Source organism: Kordiimonas lipolytica, assembly GCF_001550065.1.
Window position 1 is genome coordinate 1 of record NZ_LRUB01000026.1, and the last position, 18834, is coordinate 18834.

General features: G+C 48.2%; 16 protein-coding genes. 2 read left to right on the forward strand and 14 right to left on the reverse strand.

The annotated features are described in order from the left end of the window. Window positions 1-88: 88 nt before the first annotated feature. Window positions 89-1443, forward strand: a protein-coding gene (locus KORM41_RS12985) for an IS3 family transposase (RefSeq protein ID WP_156431865.1) whose coding sequence is annotated in 2 segments (ribosomal slippage) — window positions 89-433 and window positions 436-1443 — 1353 coding nt in all. Because the reading frame shifts where the segments join, the coding sequence is not laid out codon by codon here. 150 nt (window positions 1444-1593) lie between these two features. On the opposite strand, the gene KORM41_RS12990 is transcribed toward KORM41_RS12985, so the two are convergent. The 3 genes from KORM41_RS12990 to KORM41_RS13000 form a co-directional block, all read right to left on the reverse strand. Then, a complete protein-coding gene (locus KORM41_RS12990; protein WP_068148701.1) occupies window positions 1594-1887 on the reverse strand; it encodes a hypothetical protein in 294 nt (97 codons plus the stop codon). 20 nt (window positions 1888-1907) lie between these two features. Continuing rightward, window positions 1908-3245 carry a porin family protein gene (locus KORM41_RS12995; protein WP_068148707.1) on the reverse strand — a complete coding sequence of 446 codons (1338 nt, stop codon included), beginning with the start codon at window positions 3243-3245 and terminating at the stop codon, window positions 1908-1910. 126 nt (window positions 3246-3371) lie between these two features. Continuing rightward, window positions 3372-3764, reverse strand: coding sequence for a hypothetical protein (locus tag KORM41_RS13000; RefSeq protein WP_068148710.1), 393 nt, complete (start codon window positions 3762-3764; stop codon window positions 3372-3374). A 158-nt stretch (window positions 3765-3922) separates the two neighbouring features. Here KORM41_RS13000 and KORM41_RS13005 point away from each other — a divergent pair, with 158 nt between their 5' ends. After that, window positions 3923-4324, forward strand: a complete 402-nt coding sequence (locus KORM41_RS13005) for a MerR family transcriptional regulator (protein ID WP_231727267.1) — start codon at window positions 3923-3925, stop codon at window positions 4322-4324. Window positions 4325-4386: 62 nt separating this feature from the next. Here KORM41_RS13005 and KORM41_RS21580 read toward each other — a convergent pair whose 3' ends face one another. The 11 genes from KORM41_RS21580 to KORM41_RS13050 all read right to left on the reverse strand — a co-directional run bounded on the left by KORM41_RS21580 (window position 4387) and on the right by KORM41_RS13050 (window position 18746). After that, window positions 4387-4881 carry a c-type cytochrome gene (locus tag KORM41_RS21580; protein ID WP_197421136.1) on the reverse strand — a complete coding sequence of 165 codons (495 nt, stop codon included), beginning with the start codon at window positions 4879-4881 and terminating at the stop codon, window positions 4387-4389. Between the two features lie 469 nt (window positions 4882-5350). Next, window positions 5351-7591, reverse strand: a complete 2241-nt coding sequence (locus tag KORM41_RS13010; RefSeq protein ID WP_197421138.1) for a TonB-dependent receptor family protein — start codon at window positions 7589-7591, stop codon at window positions 5351-5353. A 325-nt stretch (window positions 7592-7916) separates the two neighbouring features. Further along, window positions 7917-8765: a cation diffusion facilitator family transporter gene (locus tag KORM41_RS13015; RefSeq protein ID WP_068148714.1), complete on the reverse strand. Its 849-nt coding sequence runs from the start codon at window positions 8763-8765 to the stop codon at window positions 7917-7919. Window positions 8766-8841: 76 nt separating this feature from the next. After that, on the reverse strand, window positions 8842-11976 hold the full coding sequence (locus tag KORM41_RS13020) for an efflux RND transporter permease subunit (protein ID WP_068148719.1): 3135 nt from the start codon (window positions 11974-11976) through the stop codon (window positions 8842-8844). 11 nt (window positions 11977-11987) lie between these two features. Next, a complete protein-coding gene (locus tag KORM41_RS13025) occupies window positions 11988-13265 on the reverse strand; it encodes an efflux RND transporter periplasmic adaptor subunit (protein WP_082719917.1) in 1278 nt (425 codons plus the stop codon). Between the two features lie 24 nt (window positions 13266-13289). After that, window positions 13290-14504, reverse strand: coding sequence for a TolC family protein (locus KORM41_RS13030; protein ID WP_068148725.1), 1215 nt, complete (start codon window positions 14502-14504; stop codon window positions 13290-13292). Window positions 14505-14578: 74 nt separating this feature from the next. After that, window positions 14579-14890 carry a hypothetical protein gene (locus tag KORM41_RS21885; RefSeq protein ID WP_156431980.1) on the reverse strand — a complete coding sequence of 104 codons (312 nt, stop codon included), beginning with the start codon at window positions 14888-14890 and terminating at the stop codon, window positions 14579-14581. 872 nt (window positions 14891-15762) lie between these two features. Beyond that, on the reverse strand, window positions 15763-15879 hold the full coding sequence (locus KORM41_RS22510; RefSeq protein ID WP_197421140.1) for a TIR domain-containing protein: 117 nt from the start codon (window positions 15877-15879) through the stop codon (window positions 15763-15765). Window positions 15880-15923: 44 nt separating this feature from the next. Then, the gene (locus tag KORM41_RS13040) at window positions 15924-16928 is read right to left on the reverse strand and encodes a caspase family protein (protein ID WP_068148728.1); all 1005 of its coding nucleotides are present in this window, start codon (window positions 16926-16928) and stop codon (window positions 15924-15926) included. A 9-nt stretch (window positions 16929-16937) separates the two neighbouring features. After that, on the reverse strand, window positions 16938-17288 hold the full coding sequence (locus KORM41_RS13045) for a TIR domain-containing protein (RefSeq protein WP_082719919.1): 351 nt from the start codon (window positions 17286-17288) through the stop codon (window positions 16938-16940). A gap of 103 nt (window positions 17289-17391) precedes the next feature. After that, a protein-coding gene (locus KORM41_RS13050; protein WP_156431865.1) for an IS3 family transposase occupies window positions 17392-18746 on the reverse strand; the annotation gives its coding sequence in 2 pieces (ribosomal slippage) (window positions 17392-18399 and window positions 18402-18746; 1353 coding nt in all). Between the last annotated feature and the right edge of the window lie 88 nt (window positions 18747-18834).

The window sequence follows — 18834 nt, forward strand, 5'->3', positions numbered from 1 at the left end:
TGTTCCCCGTCAGGGCTTATGGGGCCAAAGAAGGCAATTGCATAAGAGAGGATTTTGATTTCATTTGAAGTGACGTAAGGAACGAAGAATGAAAGCTAAATCCTCTAGTTCAAAAAGTGGCAAGTCAGCCGCAGATCAAACAGTTAAGAACATCCGCCGCGCGACGCGGAAGATTTATTCGGCCGAGGAGAAGATCCGGATTGTCCTTGAGGGGCTGAGCCGCGAGACATCGGTTGCCGAACTGTGTCGCCGGGAAGGCATCGCGCAGAGCATGTATTACAAATGGTCGAAGGAATTTTTGGAGGCCGGCAAGCAGCGCCTGGCAGGCGATACAGTGCGTGCAGCCACCAGTGACGAGGTAAACGACCTAAGGCGGGAAGCCAGGGACCTGAAGGAAGTGGTGGCGGAGCAAACCCTGGAGATACGGCTACTTAAAAAAAGCGTGGTCGGGGATGGGGGGTACGAAGAATGAGATACTCTGCATCTGAGAAGCTTGAGATCATCCGCACTGTCGAACAGTCACATCTGTCGGCACGTCAGACACTGGACAGGATAGGCATTCCACGCACGACTTTCTACCGCTGGTATGACCGGTATCTGGCCAGTGGCTTTGATGGTCTCAATGACCGGCAGCCGCACCCTGGCGAAGCCTGGAACCGCATCCCGGATCATATCCGTAAACAGGTGCATGATATGGCACTGGACGAGCCAGAACTGAGCCCGAGGGAACTGGCCGTAAAGTTCACGGACAGCAAGGGCTACTTTGTGTCGGAAGCCAGCGTTTACCGCATGCTGAAAGCCGCAAACATGATCACCAGCCCGGCCTATGTGGTGATCAAGGCTGCGGACGAGTTCAAAGACAAGCCGGCGCGCATTAACGAGCAATGGCAGACCGACTTTACCTACTTCAAGATCAAAGGCTGGGGCTGGTATTATCTATCCACGATCCTGGATGATTACAGCCGTTATGTGATCAGTTGGAAGCTTTGCAGCACCATGAAAGCCAAGGATGTGACAGACACAATTGATCAGGCGCTGAATGCTTCTGGCTGTCATGACAAAGCTGCCATGCCCCGCCTGTTATCAGATAATGGTTCGTCCTATGTGGCAGAGGAACTGGCGGACTTCCTGAAGGCCAAGGGCATGGGGCATGTTCGCGGCAGGCCATATCACCCGCAAACACAGGGCAAGATTGAACGCTGGCACCAAACACTGAAGAACCGCATTCTCCTGGATAACTATTATCTACCCGGTCATCTGGAACATGAGATCGGCCAGTTTATCCACTACTATAATCACGAGCGATATCATGAAAGCCTGAACAATCTGACGCCTGCAGATGTCTACTTCGGGCGGGGCCCAACCATTCTGGACAGAAGGAGAAAAATCAAACAACAAACCTTAAGACAACGAGCCTTGCGACATCACGCAAAGGCTGCTTAACTTAAAACAAGATATGAGATCAAAACCTCTCTTATTTTAAGCGCCTACTGGTAACAATTTATCTGACGACGGACAGTTCGCATGAACGGTAGAACCAAGACTTAGGGCCAATGCAGATGCCACTGATAAATAGGTTCTCATATGCAGCCCCTATTTGTTGCTAGCGCGTAGAAACGCTTCAATATCGCGCGCTACGTCGCCAGGGATATTTCCGCGTACTCGCATGTGAGTGACATCGACATGCCATTCTTCGTCAGAGTTATCTTGTGCACTTCTCATGTTGTGGCAGCGAGCGCAGGTTTTTGCCCAGGCTTTTGCGCCTCGCGCAAACTGTTGAGGATCTACTTTTTCCTTTGTCTGCTGCGCAGTTGCTGCTCCAAAACTAAGGAAACCAACGAACCCGGCTATCGCCAGAAATGGTAGCATTGCGTTAATTTTTCGCATTGTCATTCTCCTTTCTATATTTAGAAACCGTAAGAGAGCTGGAATTGAAGGCGAGTATCGTCTTCTCGGTGTTCAGCGAGGTAGTTACGAAATTCGAGGCCTGTCTTGACGACCACAGAAGGACTGACCCAATAGTTCAGGCCAACATTGAATCTCTTCTCGCTGAGTTCATCTTCCAGCTCGTGGTCACCCTCTGCTGTAAAGCGTCCGTAACGAACCATCGGCTCGAGCTTATGAATGAAGGCCGAATCAGTCACGCCAGACAAACGGTAAGCAGCTTGCGCGTACCAAGCCTCCCATGAAATGGGTTCTGGTGCATCGCCGTGATCGTCGTCACCACCTAATCCTTTCAGATCGGCGGTTAGATACTCGGCGCGGATATCCCAGTTGCCTCCGGTATAGGCCATATCAAAGCCCCAAAGGTCGTAATCGCTTTGTGCAACGTCAGCAATTACCTCTTCGGCGTCATCATGGTCATCCTCGACTTCTACCTCATCATCGTGACCGTCGCCCTCTTCTTCGGCTTCAGGCGCGATCTTGGCCGTCAAGAATGAGCCACCAATTTCCAGGTTGTCGAATGGGAAAAAAGCTAGGCGGCCGCTAAGAGCTTTGTTGGAATTATCATCGCGGCCAAAACCTTCGAGCTCGACTCCGTCATGGCCCGCTCTTGGGCCGTTCCCGAGAGAAACCGAATAGGTAAATAACTTTTCACCAATGGGTACCCCGCCACGCAGCATCAAACCAACCTCACTAAGAGGCTGGATACCACCGTGCCCGAAACCAGCCGGGGCGTTGGTCGCCCTGTTGATCCAACTGGGATGCAGTCTTTCTTGGAACTGCCCTACGGGACTAAGAAATTTACCGGCAACTAAAACAGCATTGTCATGGAGTAGGAAATCAAGCTGGCTATATTCAAGCGCAATGTCGGTTTCGCCGGTGTTTGAGGTCTTAATTTCAAACTCTGATTCAAAAAGTACAATGTCTTTGAACTGGAAATGGAAGGCAGGATTGAATTTGCCACTTGTAAAGGTGTCGGCGTTTTCACCATCACTAAATTCAATTCCCACATCAGCATAACCGGCCAGGTGCCAGCTATTGGCTCTCACAACATCTTTTGCCGCTATAGCGCTAACAGCTTTTTTTTCTGCCTTTTCAGCCACCTTTTTCGTATCAGCAGCTTGTTTCTTAGTCTCCTTAAGTTGTTCTTTCAGTTTTTGAATTTCGCTCTCAAGTGAATTCAATCGCTCAAGAAGTTTTACCTCATCTGCATCCTGTGCATGTAGAGGTGCGGTAAGGCCTGAAGTGGCTACAGCAGTTGCCATAGTCGCGGCGATACCCCAGTAAGAAATTGCTTTCATAGCAATTCTCCCAAAATAACGTGATTATGATTATTAGGTAGTCAGATGAGGCCTGTTAGCCGCCCTTGCCCGGTTCATAGAAAGGGTTCAAGGTGTCATAAAGGCGCGGGCAGCCGACCTCGGCTGCTATGCTTTTGGGGGATGGGGAGCGACTTCTGGGTGAAGGGAGTGGAGCTGCTGCTCAACTGGCAAAATAAGTGTTTCTGCTAACAAGTCAGCATTTGCCAACGGATTAGATTGAGCAAAAAAGAGGGGGGTTGAATGCACCATCTCGTTGCTGCTTGCGTCTGCTGTATGGTCGAGATCGACGGTAAAGTGACCGCAAAATGCCTTGCTTATTTGATCACTGTTCACGTTCGCACTAGCCTGGCCTAGTTGGCTCAGGAGATCGCCAAAATCAGTAGCGCAGGTTGCAATAGCCGGTGAGTCTGAGGCTTCCACCTCATGACTCACTGTTCCTGGTGTAACCGCGAGGGCGACAATCAATAAAAGGAACAGAATGTGTTTTAGCAGGCTCACAACCCTACCTCTCCTTACATGCAGGAGACCCCAACTGAGTAATCTTGTGTTTGACTTACGTCAAGCAGTACCAAAAAAAAGCTTATCGAACCAAACTCTTTAGTATATAGTCTGGACAAGGGTTCAAGGTATTCGACACTTATTCTTGAGGTTTAGTGATGAATGCCGTTATGAAAATTGGGGAAGCAGCCGCGTCTGTCGGACTGCCCCAAAAGACTATCAGATACTATGAAGATATTGGTCTGGTCGCGCCACTGCGCTCGGATAATGGATTTCGCTATTTCCGGCCAAGCGATGTCCAAGCTCTGGCGCTGGTAAAAAACGCCCGAGACCTGGGGTTCAGTCTTGCTGAGAGCAAAACTCTTCTGGAACTCTACCAGAATCCCAATCGCAGCAACGCTGCCGTTAAAGAATTTACCACAGAGCATCTGAAGCGTATTGAAGAGAAGATTGAACACCTGACAAACCTTCATGACCAGCTCAGTGACATGACAAAAAGGTGCAACGCCGACGGCAAGTCTGAATGTGCTATTTTAGACTCGCTGGTCGATCTTCACTAGAAATAGCTTTGAAGGGTGGCTCGGTCTGCTGGACTTGGCTACCCTCTTTTAAAACCTGATCTTCATTGACCACTTTCAGCAATTCTACGCTCCATCTCGTCGTGACGTTGTCGAATGCCAGCTGGCCATCTGTTTTTAATGAATGACAGAACGGCGACTATTTCTTCATCAGTAAGTGTATCTTCATATGCTGGCATGTCGCTTTTATAAGTACCAGTTCCGGCCATTGCTGCGGGTCCAAACTTTGTTACGGCAAATAATGTTTGTTCAGGGTGGTGCCATGTATGACCAGAAGCGTCGTGAGGTGGTGCAGGCATTCGGCCATTTGGCTTGCGCTGTTTCCAGTTTGGCTCACCTTCGAGATTTGCACCGTGGCAGGCCGCGCACTGTTCTTCATAAATCCTCTTGCCTATCTCAATGATTTGGGGGTTATTTGGCTGCAGTTTTACAACAAATTTATTCGTTTGTTCGGCCGACCATAACAGGTACAGCAAAATTGCTCCTAGAACTACGGCAGCGGATAGCTTCAGATATGAATTGAAGGCACTTTTAGACACAGATGCGCACTTCTCTTTGTTCGTTAGTTGAGTCCTTGTTTAAGTAGATGAGCTTAGTTATTCCAGTTACCGGAAGGTCAAGCATAAACTTTACATCAATATTGATTTTCTTAGGCGTTATCTCCGTAGCTCTTAAGCTAATATATTAGCAAGTTCTAATAGAAATTTCCCCATACTGGTTACCAGTTGAACTGCTGACGTGTTGAATGTAACACTCGCCTTCTTTTTAGGCACACTACCCAGAACAATCCAATAACACTTCCCAATCTATCAAATCTGGTTTTGATAGCCTAATTGGAGAAGGCTGGTGAAATGCCTGTTACTGTAGTTTGCCGATGTAATTAACTAAACTGATAATTGGATCGCTGCATTATAAGAGGTGACTGACAGCCACATAGGGGTTCGCAGCAAAAGGGAAGCTATTACCTTCCCTCTCCCTGACAAGCTTTCTTACTATCATTCTAGATAATTAGAAGGTGAATTTGACACCGCTGGTCCACGTACGGGGCTTGCCAGGTAGCAGGCCTATCGGGCGACGCGCAACCGAGTAGGTTTTGTCAAAAAGATTATCGATAGTCGCGAATAGTGTGATGGCCTCAGATACCTGATACTGTGCAGCCAAGTCAAAAACCACCCGGCCATCAACACGATCGCTGGAGGCGATTTCACCGGATCCGGCGGTTACTCGAGTGGCTGAGACATAATTTGCCTGCAAGACAAAGCTAAAGTTATCATTGTTCATGCCCGCGCTCATTGTTAGCTGATGTCTTGACAGGTAAGGAAAATCGTCTCCCCTCACAACGTCGCCCCAGAAACTGCCCTCAAAATCCGTACCGAACTCGGCGTCAGTAAACGTATAGTTTATATACAGAGGCAGCTCCCAGTCGCCATCGAACGCCGCAGTGTATCCTGCTAAAAACTCCAGTCCCATGATCCGCGCTTCACCGCCATTGAATTGATCGCCGATTTCGGCATCGGAGCAACCAACAGCTGCGGTGCAAGTTCCAAGTATGTTCGAATAATCGCTGTAGAAGGCCATTCCTTCAACATAGGCACCGTTGTTGTCATAGATGGCGCCGAATTCAAAATTTAGACTTTTTTCTTCCTGCGCGTCAGGGTTTCCTGCGCCAGGAGGGTTGAAACCTTTAAAGATACCGCCTGTTAAGGTGAGGTTTTTATTGACCTCATATCTAATGCCCAGGCCCGGTACAAAAGTGTTTACGTTAGTGGTCTCACGTGCATTTTCGAGGCCGCTGCGTTCTGGATCATCGCCGGCCCAGTCGGAGCGGTTCAGTTCGATGCTTTCAAAACGAATCCCCGGTGCAATAGTCCATTTGCCAAAACTAATTGTGTCCTGAACGTAAAACGCCCAAGCGTTAGCACTCACTAGCCGGTTGCCCGCACTGCCAAGGCTCGTTTCCGAAGCAAACTGCAATCTGCCTCCAACTACCGTATACTGCTCGTTATATTGCAGCCTGTCTTCATAGTCTTTGTGATAGCGAGCGGATATCTCCAGATCGTGAACTAAATCACCCGAGGTGAATGGAATTGCAATGACGGATTGTATACCTTTTGATACATAGGACCGTGCATTATGCCGGATCCGAATAGCTCCCTCAGCGCTGTCCGCATTCCCTCTCAGCCAGGACAGTTCCGTTGAACAAGCAACAGGGTTATCCAGGACGAACTGCCCTTTGTTGCAGCCCTCGCTAACCGTATTCTTCAAGTCATGAAACTTGAACCAGTCACGCTTAAATTCGTTTCGGTAGGCCGTCGTTACCAACTCCAAGCCACTTTCTAACTGCAACTCATGGGTGATTTGAACCTGTTCATGTTCCGTATCAATATTGTCCAGCTCAGAAGCGACATAGCGTTGAAAGGGGTCAGCCTCAAAATCCGCATCGGTCAGGCCAAGGTATGTTTCGTTCGAGTCACCATCGGTCTTGGTAAGCTTAATCTCAAGAGCCTGTTGTACCGCTGCATTTTCGTCGGTAAATAAACGGAGTTTGGCCAGATAGTCTTCTATATCGTAACCAGTGTCAGAACCATTTGTTAGGCTCTTAAAACCATCATTGTTACTGTCGAACACTTCGACGACACCCGCAATATTTTTGCCTGTACCGCCAGCAACTCCATGAAGTGTACGCAGTCCATCACTGCCGATGCTTAAATTAGCAAAACCGCCAAAACCTTCTGGTATTGAACGGCTGACGAGGTTGATAGCTCCCCCAACTGAACGGGGTCCAAACTTGACAGCTGCAGAACCCTTACGAACTTCAATAGCTTCCATTCTTCCTGCCGTCGGGAAATAGTAGGCAGAGGGCGATGCATAGGGGGCTGGCGCGATCAATACACCGTCTTCCATCAAAGTAATTTTAGCCGAGCGTTCGACGCCCGAACCGCGGAGGCCTATGTTTGGCCGCAACCCATAACCATCCTCTTCTTGCAGATTGACGCCAGGCACAAGGCGTAGAACTCTATTGATGTCCTGGTACTTAAAAATTTCAAGGTCTTCGGCGCTGAGGCGAGTTGCAGAACCGATCACATGCTTACGATCGGTTGTCTTACCGATTACCTGAATTCGCTCTATTGCGATGTCGATTAGGTCCATTTCGGCATGGTCAGAAATCGCATTGTCGGCCGCGTAGACTTGGGAGGCGCCTGCCATGAGTGCAACCACTGCTGCGGTGGTGTGAAGACTGCGGTTCATTGAGTGTTCCTTCGGGTCTTGATAATTATTCGCGTTATTAATCACATCAGCTATCATCCCAAGCTGCTTTCTGCAAGTGATTATTAATTGAAGTTACAAGGAGGCCCGTTGAACAGCCCATTATTCCAGGCGAAGTGGCTCGATTATCGTACCTAGGTTCACTGCGAGACATAACGCTTTAGAAATTTCAACCATTCGAATGACATTCGGTACCGTCCTGCAAACTATAAATCTGAGAATGCAGTTGTTGAATATGCCTTGCGGAGCCACATTGACAATCGACTTGCTTGGATTGTCTCAAAAGGCATTCCTGAATAGCTTCCTTTTATTCAGTACTTTCAATAGTACAGTGTGTGATTTTGAACTGCGTTTCTAAAAGTGATCGCATTAACTTCTTAGTTTCTTCTATGTTACCGGCAATCTGCGCATGCCCTTCAAAAAACAACTTGTTTTCGTCCAGTTGCCAAACATGAATATGTGAAACAGATTTCACATGATCTAGTTTTTCCAGCTCATTCTGCATGACCTTTATATCTAGCCCCTCCGGTACCGCTTGCATTAATATCTTGATTGCTTTTTTGAGCAGTAAACATCCATGAAATATTACGTAAAGAGATATCCCAATTGTAGCTATTACATCTACTACATATAGATCGTAAAATATTATGAGAACGCCAGCAAAAATAACGGCTACAGACGCCATAGCATCTGACACATTATGTATGAATGCAGCTCGAATATTCATGTTATTTCTGGCGCCGGATTTGTATGTCAGTATTGCCGTTAAAACGTCAATTATAAGCGCGATACCAGCGACCCAGATAACAATCCAACCGTCGATAGGTATAGGATTAAGGTATTTGTCGATAGCCTCGATAACCAGATAAAGTCCGATTAGAATAAGTGTAGTGCTGTTAATCACAACTCCCAAAATTTCCGCCCGTTTATATCCATATGTCATAGATGGGGTTGCTGGCTTTGCGCCAATTTTCCGAGCTAGAATTGCAACAACTAAAGCACCAGCATCGCTCAAATTGTGAAGGGCATCCGCAATGAGTGACAGGCTTCCCGAAAGCATACCACCGATCACTTGTGCGACAGTAAGTAGAATATTGATCAACACCGCTATGGTTAGCTTGCCGTTATGCTCGTGGGGATGAGAGTGGTTCGCCATTTCAGTCTCCAGGAAGGATAATCGTTTGATCTGAGCGCGACTTTTCAGCCGCGCTCAAAGTATCTATTTAGACAGCCTAATCTGCGGCCAGGATCCGTTTAGAAAACACGGGATAGAGGCATGGGAGGACGAGTAGCGTCAGTGCAGTCGCACTAAACAGGCCCCCAACGATAACTGTTGCCAATGGTCGCTGGATCTCCGCACCCACTCCATCCGAAAGCAACATAGGAATAAGGCCAAGGGCGGAAGTAAGGGCGGTCATCAAAACCGGGCGTAAGCGGGATACTGTTCCTCTAAACACCGCCTCGCCCATGGCAACGCCACCTTTTGCCAATCCATTAATGCTTTCCACAAGCACCACACCATTCAGTACTGCAACACCGAAGAGCGTAATAAAGCCGACTGAACTGGGTACTGAAAGATATTGACCAGAAAGAAGAAGCGCAAAAATGCCGCCGACAAGGGCAAGCGGGACATTCACCAAGATTAACAGTGCCTGCCCAATTGAACCGAAGGCGAAGTACAACAGCAAAGCAATTAGTAAAACTGAAACAGGAACCACGAGGGCTAAACGACCTTGTGCTCGTTGCTGGCTTTCAAATTGTCCACCAATTGTCACGCTGTAGCCGGTTGGCAATTCTATCTGTTCACTGATCGCCGTGTTTATGTCTGCTACAACCGAGCCCATATCACGACCTTCAACATTTGATTGAATCACGATCCGGCGTTGGACGTCATCACGCCTAATCTGTGCGGGGCCATCTTTGATTTCGACTTTCGCGACATCAGCAAGCCGGAGTATTGCCCCAGTTGGAGCTGTGAGACGTAAATCTCCAATAGTCCTTTCATTGTTTCGATAAACTTCATCAATTCGAACATAAATGTCGTACCGTTCATTGCCATTGATAACTTGCCCTACTGCTGTACCACCCAGGCCCTTTTCCACCAGGCTCATAACGTCGCCAACAGCGAGTCCATAGCGGGATAGTTTTTCTCGGTTCGGCGAAACAACTAGCTGCGCCTCTCCGCTCACTTGCTCTAGTGCGACGCCGCGGGTGCCCTGCACTCCTTTTACAACGCGCTCAATTTCACGTCCTTTCATTACCAGGGTATCGAGGTCAGGACCGAATAGTTTGATAGCAAGTTGAGCCCTAACGCCAGAAAGCAGTTCATCTACGCGTGTTGCGATGGGCTGGGAGAAATTGAATAAAAGCCCTGGATGTACTGAAAGTTGATCCTGCATTTTTCTTTGCAGCTCGTAGCGGTCTGACGCCGTCTCCCAATCTGATACAGGCTTTAAACCAACATAGATTTCAACGTTGCTGACAGGTTCTGGATCCCCACCAATTTCCGCGCGTCCAATTCGACTTAGCGTGTAGGTAACCTCAGGAAAATTATCGACGAGAATTTTTTCCAATTTGGGGGCTAATGTTAGGGCTGTTTCCAGGCTAGAGGACGGAGCTAAGGTTACACGTATATTGATAGTGCCTTCTTCCAACTCAGGGACGAACTCTGTTCCAATAAACGGCGTACTAGCCATTGCTCCAATAAACAAAGCTGCTGCGCTTGTAATGACAACAGATCGCCTGCCGAGTACCCATTGAAGCAACCGTTGATACCCTCGCTCTATTGGCCGAAGCACGGGGCTTTCTTTAACACTAACGCCTCTTTGGAACATAAAAGTGGCAAGCGCTGGGACAACCAGTAGCGCGACAACTACCGCAGCAAAAACTGCGACCATAATACTGATCGCCATGGGTTGAAATAATTTGCCTTCCACGCCTTCAAACGTAAACATGGGTGTGAAGACCACCAATATTATCAGGGCGGCAAAAAATACGGGCCTTGCAACTTCGCGACCGGCTTCTTGGACGCGAAGCTCATAGCCTCCTTTGCTATCTCCATTGCTCTGTGTAAGATGCTTGAAAATATTCTCGACCATAACCACAGAACCATCAACAAGCATGCCGATGGCGACAGCTAGGCCTCCAAGGGACATTAAGTTTGCCGAGAGTTCCATCATAGACATCACGATAAGCGCCAAACCAATCGAAAGCGGAATCGATAGCAGGACCAAAACCGTGGCACGCAAATTCATCAAAAACAGAGCTAGAATGACAATGATGAATACAAATGCCAATAGAAGCGCTTCGACGACTGTATCAACGGCTTTGGTAATCAAATCCGCTTGGTCATAAAGGGATTCGATTGTCACACCGGAAGGCAACGCCCCCTGGATTATGGGAAGGCGTTCTTGAATGCCGTCAATAGTGGCCTTTGTGTTGGCACCTAACCGCTTGAGTACGATACCGGTCACCACTTCACCGAGTTGTTGAATATTGCCACTCTCATCCCGCTCAGTAAGCGAGACTGCTCCTTGACGAATTTCGCCGCCAAAACCAACCTGTGCAACGTCTCCGATTTTAATGACCACACCGTCTATGGTCTTGATAGGCATATCGGCAATATTACGGAGGCCAGCTTCGCCAGAGGCCAGCCAGCCGGTTCCCCTGATCACCAGTTGCTCCTGACCCCTGTCCATATACCAACCACCTGCGATGCGGTTGTTTGCTTCAATTGTGCCTTCAATCTCCTCAATCGACAGATTGAAGGCTAATAATTTATTGGGATCGAGATTGACCTGATACTGCCGGACTTCGCCGCCAAAGGACAATACTTCGGTCACGCCGTCAATTGGCATCAAAAGAAGCTGGACAACCCAGTCATTCAGGCTTCTGAGTTCAGTAATATCAACGCCGCTATCGGGATCCGCTTTTAAAAGATATTGATATACTTGACCAAGGCCTGAAGTGTTAGGACCTATGTCCGGCACTCCAATACCGCCAGGTATAAGCTCCCGTGCCGCTTGTAGCCGTTCCCCAATTAGCTGACGAGCAAAATAGATATCAGTTCCTTCTTCAAAAACTACCGTGACTATTGAGAGTCCTGTCTTTGATATTGAACGCACTTCAGCTACGTCTGGTAACGCGTACATAACGGATTCGATAGGGAAAGTAATTAACTGTTCCACCTCTAATGCCGCCAGTCCCGGCGCTTCGGTATTGACCGACACCTGGACATTAGTCACATCAGGAAATGCATCCAAATTTAGACGCGGAATCATAAAAATCGCCGCTATCAGGAATGCGCCTAGGCCGAGAACAATTAACAACCTGTTGCGTACCGAGAGATCAATAAGACTATTTAACATCGAGCTTCTCCCTAGTGGCCATGAATATCGAAGCCGGCTTTAGCCTGCTCAGATGCCAGAAAAAACGCACCGGTAAGCGCAATGCGGCTACCAGCATCAATGCCTTCAATCACAGTTAAGCTTGAAGTTTTGCGTACAATGGCCACCTCCTGCGCTCTAAATTGCCCAGTGTCTTCTTCCACGAAAACCTGCCAGTCGCCATCCTGTGACCGCATTAAGGCTGTTTCAGGAACAGCGAGAGCTGGTCCACCACTACTGAGGTTGAATTTTACATTTACGAAATGCCCAGGATGCAATTTTTCGTCGGGATTCTCGACTATCAGGCGGATGACCCTCGTACGTGTCTCATGATCAACTATATGTGCTTGCTGGATAACTCGAGCAGTAAATTCGCCACCATCGCTTTCAATAAGAGCACTTTCCCCTGCCGTAATGGTCTCGCCAAGACTAGCTGGAATCTTAGCTTCGATCCAAAGCTGTCGTTCGTTGGTCAGTTCAGCTAGCTCTGTACCCGTTTCTACCCATGCGCCCTGCACGAAGGAATCGTTTAACACAATGCCTTCGGTAGGAGCGGTTAAGACATATTCACCCATGCTGGGTACAAATCCGGTAGAATCGATTTTGTTCAAGGACGAAGCGCTCATTCCTAGAATGTTCAGTTTCGCCTTTGTCGCTAAATACGATTGTTCCGCCTGAATAAACCTCGGGTTGCCAGTGACAGCCTTCCCCAGAGCCTGAACTCGCACCCATTCATCGCGAGCAACTAGAAAACTCGACTGAGCGACCGCCATTTCTTCGCTAAATAGTGTTGCAATTGGATCGTTTTCTTTAACTCTGGAGCCGAGTGCTATGTGTCGTGCCTTAACAAGCGATGGCGTACGCACACTGACTTTCCAGTTGCTGTAAGCATCACTGAGAACTTCGCCCGGGGCGGAAAGTTGATCTGGAACATTTTGCAGCCACAATGTACCAACCGATATGTTCGCTGCGGCCATTTGGCTACGGGATAGCTCGATTAAGCCTTCTTCCTCGTCACCATGGTCACCTTCATCTCCGTGATCATCTTCGTCATCATGGTCATCTCCGTGATCATCTTCATCATCATGATCATCGTGTCCAGGTTTGTCTTGTTCATCGGGGTTGTAGCCATTGTCCAACCCGTCTGCATTTCCGAGACTAACTTGGTCGGCAGCGGATGCATCAACAGGGAATGATAATATTGAGTTAACTGTTAGCAAAGAGATGCCAAGCATTAGCGCCGTAATTGGAGAATTTACGTTCGTATTCATAATAAGGTATTCCTTGATTTCTTTTTAGTGACGGCCTAGCCAGTCTTTTACCTGCCCCGAAGTGCGAAGCCAGGTAACGAGACTGCGGCGCTGAAGTGCTCTGAGCTTGATGCCCGCGGCAACGCTTTCGCGCCAACGGTCTAGAGCGAGTAGGAACTCGGCGGTACTCATATCTCCCATTTCCCAGCGGGCTTTAAGAAGCTTGAGACCCTCTTCTGGCGCCGCGCCGGTCAAATTATCGTATAAGTCAAGTTGCCTCGTATTTTCCCGCCAGGCTAACAGTGTACCTTCTAATTCAGCACCTATAGCTTGTTGTATTTGACGATAGTCCATTTCTGCGGCCAGGGATCTCCGGCTTGTCGCTTGTTCAGAGGCCTTGAAGGATTTGCTAATATTGAGGGGTACCGAAACATTCACTCCAACGAGGGCGGCACCGCCATCTCTGCCGGCCACAACACCCACCGTTGGGTCTGCTTTTCGATTTTTCTTCGCAATCCCAATCGCTGCTCTCGCAACCTGATACCGCTCATAGGCCTCACGTACCCTTGGAGACTCTGCTAAAAGGATGTCTGTATCAATTGACCCGCTGTCTCGCCAAATTACTTGGTTTGGCAAAGTGGTGAAGTCCGCAAAGCTACTGCCCAATAAGGTCTTTAAGCGGGCTTGGGCTTCTATAGACTTTGTACGTTCTTCAGCAATTGTCGGGTATGCTGACGATAGCGCAAGGGTCGCCAACGTCCCATCCGCATTGCCTAGATCACCATTTTCTAATCGTTTTTTTGTAAGGTCAGCTAAAGCTTGCAGATTAGATGCATGCTTCTCGGCAAGTACCAACTGCAGTCTAGCCGCTTCATATTCAGAAAGCCCAACTAAAACGTCAGCTAGATAGTCTTGGTAAGCAACTTCAAAGGATTGTTTCGCTAGTTTGGCTTGGGCTGTACCAAATTCACGCCGCATCTGCCGTTTTCCGAATAGGTCAAGCGTTTGATTAATGCCAACTTGAAAGTTTGTGGTGTCTTCGTTCACAACATCAAAAGATGCCGTAGGGTTATACAAGAGTGCACTCTTCGCTGTACGGTCATAATTGGCAGCAGATAGACGTTCTTTTAAGGCCTGCACTTGCGGTAGCCTGTGGGTGAAGGTAATTAGGTTTTTTCCCCAATTTTCACCACTTTTTTCCTGCGCATACGCAGGTAGAGAGGCGCTCACTAATGCGAGCGCTATGTATATCGGTTTCATTCCGAAACTCCATAGTCCAACTAGGCTGTGGGCCATGTAGCGCCACAACAAAAAAATTTAGGTTAGATCAGGAGTTATCCTCGAGGAGGACGAACGATATCAAACAAAGGAGATTTATAAGGGTCACCAGCACTTAAGAACGGATTTTGGTTGTCGTGTACACATTGATAGGTGCTTGATGTCTGAGTGGGGATTTTATAATGACCGGCATGACAATGAACACAGTGAAGCGGTGTCTCTTCAGCCGCATCAGGATTAGAATTATCGTCAGCAATATAGACGATATCATGTTCAACAGAAGGCACGATGCTAACAGATTCTGCTGCCTGCACCAAAGTAAGCGCAAATATCGAAAATAACAGCAATGATCCGATTATTCTAAACACACAAGAGTCCTTATCTGAAGCCCGTATATATGTGCCTATGTTAACAGAGTCAATATGGCTTTAGGTCTTAAGCCCCGCCGGTCCTGTTAGTGTTAGCTAGGTTGCACATAGTCCAGTGCGGCGATAATAAAAAATCTTGGCGGAGGTGTTGGGTTCCCAAATTGGCTGCCAATAAAAAGCAAAACTCGAGTATTTCCAACAAAACTGCTCAATTTCTTGCCGATCATCTGAATATCATCAGCTTGTGAAGTAGCCTCATTTGGCTCTAACCTATTTTCGTGTGGTGTATTAGGGAATAAAGAGTTCTCATTTTAGTGGGCCAAATCACTTTACGGCAATTTTCTTTAGTTTTAATGCCGTTCAAAAAAACCAAAAAATGGCGAACCAGCCAATAGGCGTAAGTGCTTTGGTGCTCCAATTGCCTTTTACTTTTCGTTCTGACATTGGACTAATGCGCGACGGCGCCAACCGTTTAAGGCGCCGCCACGCGCTCCCTGGAAAATCCCCATTTAGTACCCACGCCGAATGCTTTGCTTAAGTTCCGTGTGAAAACGGTCAGCCGTGAGTGCGCCGGTGCCTGCTCCCAAGGCCTCACGCAGACGGCGGATGCTACTACCGACTTGTTCGGCCTTGTAAGCCTTTATGAATAAGTCCAGATGAGGCTCTCTGCTCATAATGGGCCACTTACGTAAGTAGTCGGGCAAGTCTGTTTGGCCGATCTTAAATGTCGCTATGCGCCTGTCAACTATGGTCGCTTCGCCTATTTCAAACGGTACCCACCAAGATTGCACAGTGGTTTGAGATGCAATGGCCAGAAGGTGGGTGCACTGCATAATACGTTTGGTTATCAAGGCTGTAATGTCCGATGTAGTCTATGACTCTTGGTCTAGTTTGTCCAAATAAACTGTTATGCCTTCGTTCTGAAGTCGTCTGGAAATCGCGAATGCTTTTTCTAGGTCATTGTGTCGATAACTGATAAAAACAGGCACCTATCACCCTTTCTGCTGTGTTTTATCTATATGCGTAGGATCGCTTATATACGCCCCATCTCGGCTAATTTGCGATAATGGGCACCCGTCGCAGTCAGGCGGCAGCCAGTGGCGTGGACGGCGGCATGCCACATATGGGGTTGATCTAAGGGCCGAACTAGACTGTTGTAGCTGCATTGTTGCAATTCTTTATAGATTCGGACGTTATCTTCGTTGACAGGGATGTGAGTTAGCTCTTGGGCGAATTCACCACGGTCCGGTTCGAAGGAAGGATCTAATGCAAATACATCATTTGCATTTGGAAAGTAGATTGGAAGCCGCCTAAGCACATCCAGAGATACCTTGGGCGGCACGTCTCTGAGCGACATGAATGTTCTAACATTTGCTTTGTAAATGGGCCTTTGGTCCCATACTCCAAGCGTTTGGTCGATATGGCTATATATCGAGGCAGGAGAAATCCGTCCTCTGATGTCTGCGGCCGCTCCGTTAAGCGCATCTAACAGGAGGGAGGTAAATGTTCCATGGCAATTGGCTGGATCTTCCGCCGCTGTACCGGCCCGATCACATGCCGTTAAGATTGTAACACCATTGCCAATAGCTGAAATTTCACCGCCTTGTGCTAACCCCTGCAACTCACCGGCGAAACCCGAATGGCAACTATCTAGAATAATGATGCTGCTTTTGATCCGAGGATGGGCTCTATTGGCCATTGTTAGGATCGTGCTAAGTGAGAGGCCCCAATTAGGTTTGTGACCATCTACGGTTACAAGAAATCCTTGATTTGCAAGAGGATCAATAATGCCGTGGCCTGCGAAATAGAATAGTGCTGTGTCCGCCTCACCGGAAAAGAGTTCCTCAAGAGAATGCGTGAGAGCTGCAGTCGTGACTTCATCTTCATCATCGTTGCTGGTTATGCGTCTGACTGCAAAATTCGGGGATCCGTCCCCGTGGGTCTCCAGTAGAGAGGCAATCTTTGTTGCATCATTCACACAGCCGTTCAGCGGCATGGTTTCATAATCATCAATGCCGATGACAAGTGCCTTGCGCATCACTTTCTCCTATCTGTTTTTGCCTTCAGTCATCATTTGATCAATTGCACTGGCTACATTATCCCAGGTCCATACAATTGTACGATTTCGCTGAAGTCCTTTAGGGAGATTGCTATTTGAATTGGCACCGTCAACGTAAACACCAAACACAGGTACATCTTGGTCGATCGCCATGGAAATTTCCTTCGCAACGCCGGTAGCACTCGCCATTGTCTTTCCGACAAGGACGATCACCATGTTGCATTTGTTAATCTTTTCCTTAACGATTGCTTCCCATTTTGATTGAGGCATGGAGGATTTTGCGGACCAGTCTGAAATCGCAAACGGTGTACTTGAGTTTTTGGACTGCCCAACAAACAGGTTTTTTTCGGTTTCATTATGATCAAAATGTCCGTCGTCAGATAAATTGTTACCAGTAGGCGCTTAAAATAAGAGAGGTTTTGATCTCATATCTTGTTTTAAGTTAAGCAGCCTTTGCGTGATGTCGCAAGGCTCGTTGTCTTAAGGTTTGTTGTTTGATTTTTCTCCTTCTGTCCAGAATGGTTGGGCCCCGCCCGAAGTAGACATCTGCAGGCGTCAGATTGTTCAGGCTTTCATGATATCGCTCGTGATTATAGTAGTGGATAAACTGGCCGATCTCATGTTCCAGATGACCGGGTAGATAATAGTTATCCAGGAGAATGCGGTTCTTCAGTGTTTGGTGCCAGCGTTCAATCTTGCCCTGTGTTTGCGGGTGATATGGCCTGCCGCGAACATGCCCCATGCCCTTGGCCTTCAGGAAGTCCGCCAGTTCCTCTGCCACATAGGACGAACCATTATCTGATAACAGGCGGGGCATGGCAGCTTTGTCATGACAGCCAGAAGCATTCAGCGCCTGATCAATTGTGTCTGTCACATCCTTGGCTTTCATGGTGCTGCAAAGCTTCCAACTGATCACATAACGGCTGTAATCATCCAGGATCGTGGATAGATAATACCAGCCCCAGCCTTTGATCTTGAAGTAGGTAAAGTCGGTCTGCCATTGCTCGTTAATGCGCGCCGGCTTGTCTTTGAACTCGTCCGCAGCCTTGATCACCACATAGGCCGGGCTGGTGATCATGTTTGCGGCTTTCAGCATGCGGTAAACGCTGGCTTCCGACACAAAGTAGCCCTTGCTGTCCGTGAACTTTACGGCCAGTTCCCTCGGGCTCAGTTCTGGCTCGTCCAGTGCCATATCATGCACCTGTTTACGGATATGATCCGGGATGCGGTTCCAGGCTTCGCCAGGGTGCGGCTGCCGGTCATTGAGACCATCAAAGCCACTGGCCAGATACCGGTCATACCAGCGGTAGAAAGTCGTGCGTGGAATGCCTATCCTGTCCAGTGTCTGACGTGCCGACAGATGTGACTGTTCGACAGTGCGGATGATCTCAAGCTTCTCAGATGCAGAGTATCTCATTCTTCGTACCCCCCATCCCCGACCACGCTTTTTTTAAGTAGCCGTATCTCCAGGGTTTGCTCCGCCACCACTTCCTTCAGGTCCCTGGCTTCCCGCCTTAGGTCGTTTACCTCGTCACTGGTGGCTGCACGCACTGTATCGCCTGCCAGGCGCTGCTTGCCGGCCTCCAAAAATTCCTTCGACCATTTGTAATACATGCTCTGCGCGATGCCTTCCCGGCGACACAGTTCGGCAACCGATGTCTCGCGGCTCAGCCCCTCAAGGACAATCCGGATCTTCTCCTCGGCCGAATAAATCTTCCGCGTCGCGCGGCGGATGTTCTTAACTGTTTGATCTGCGGCTGACTTGCCACTTTTTGAACTAGAGGATTTAGCTTTCATTCTTCGTTCCTTACGTCACTTCAAATGAAATCAAAATCCTCTCTTATGCAATTGCCTTCTTTGGCCCCATAAGCCCTGACGGGGAACA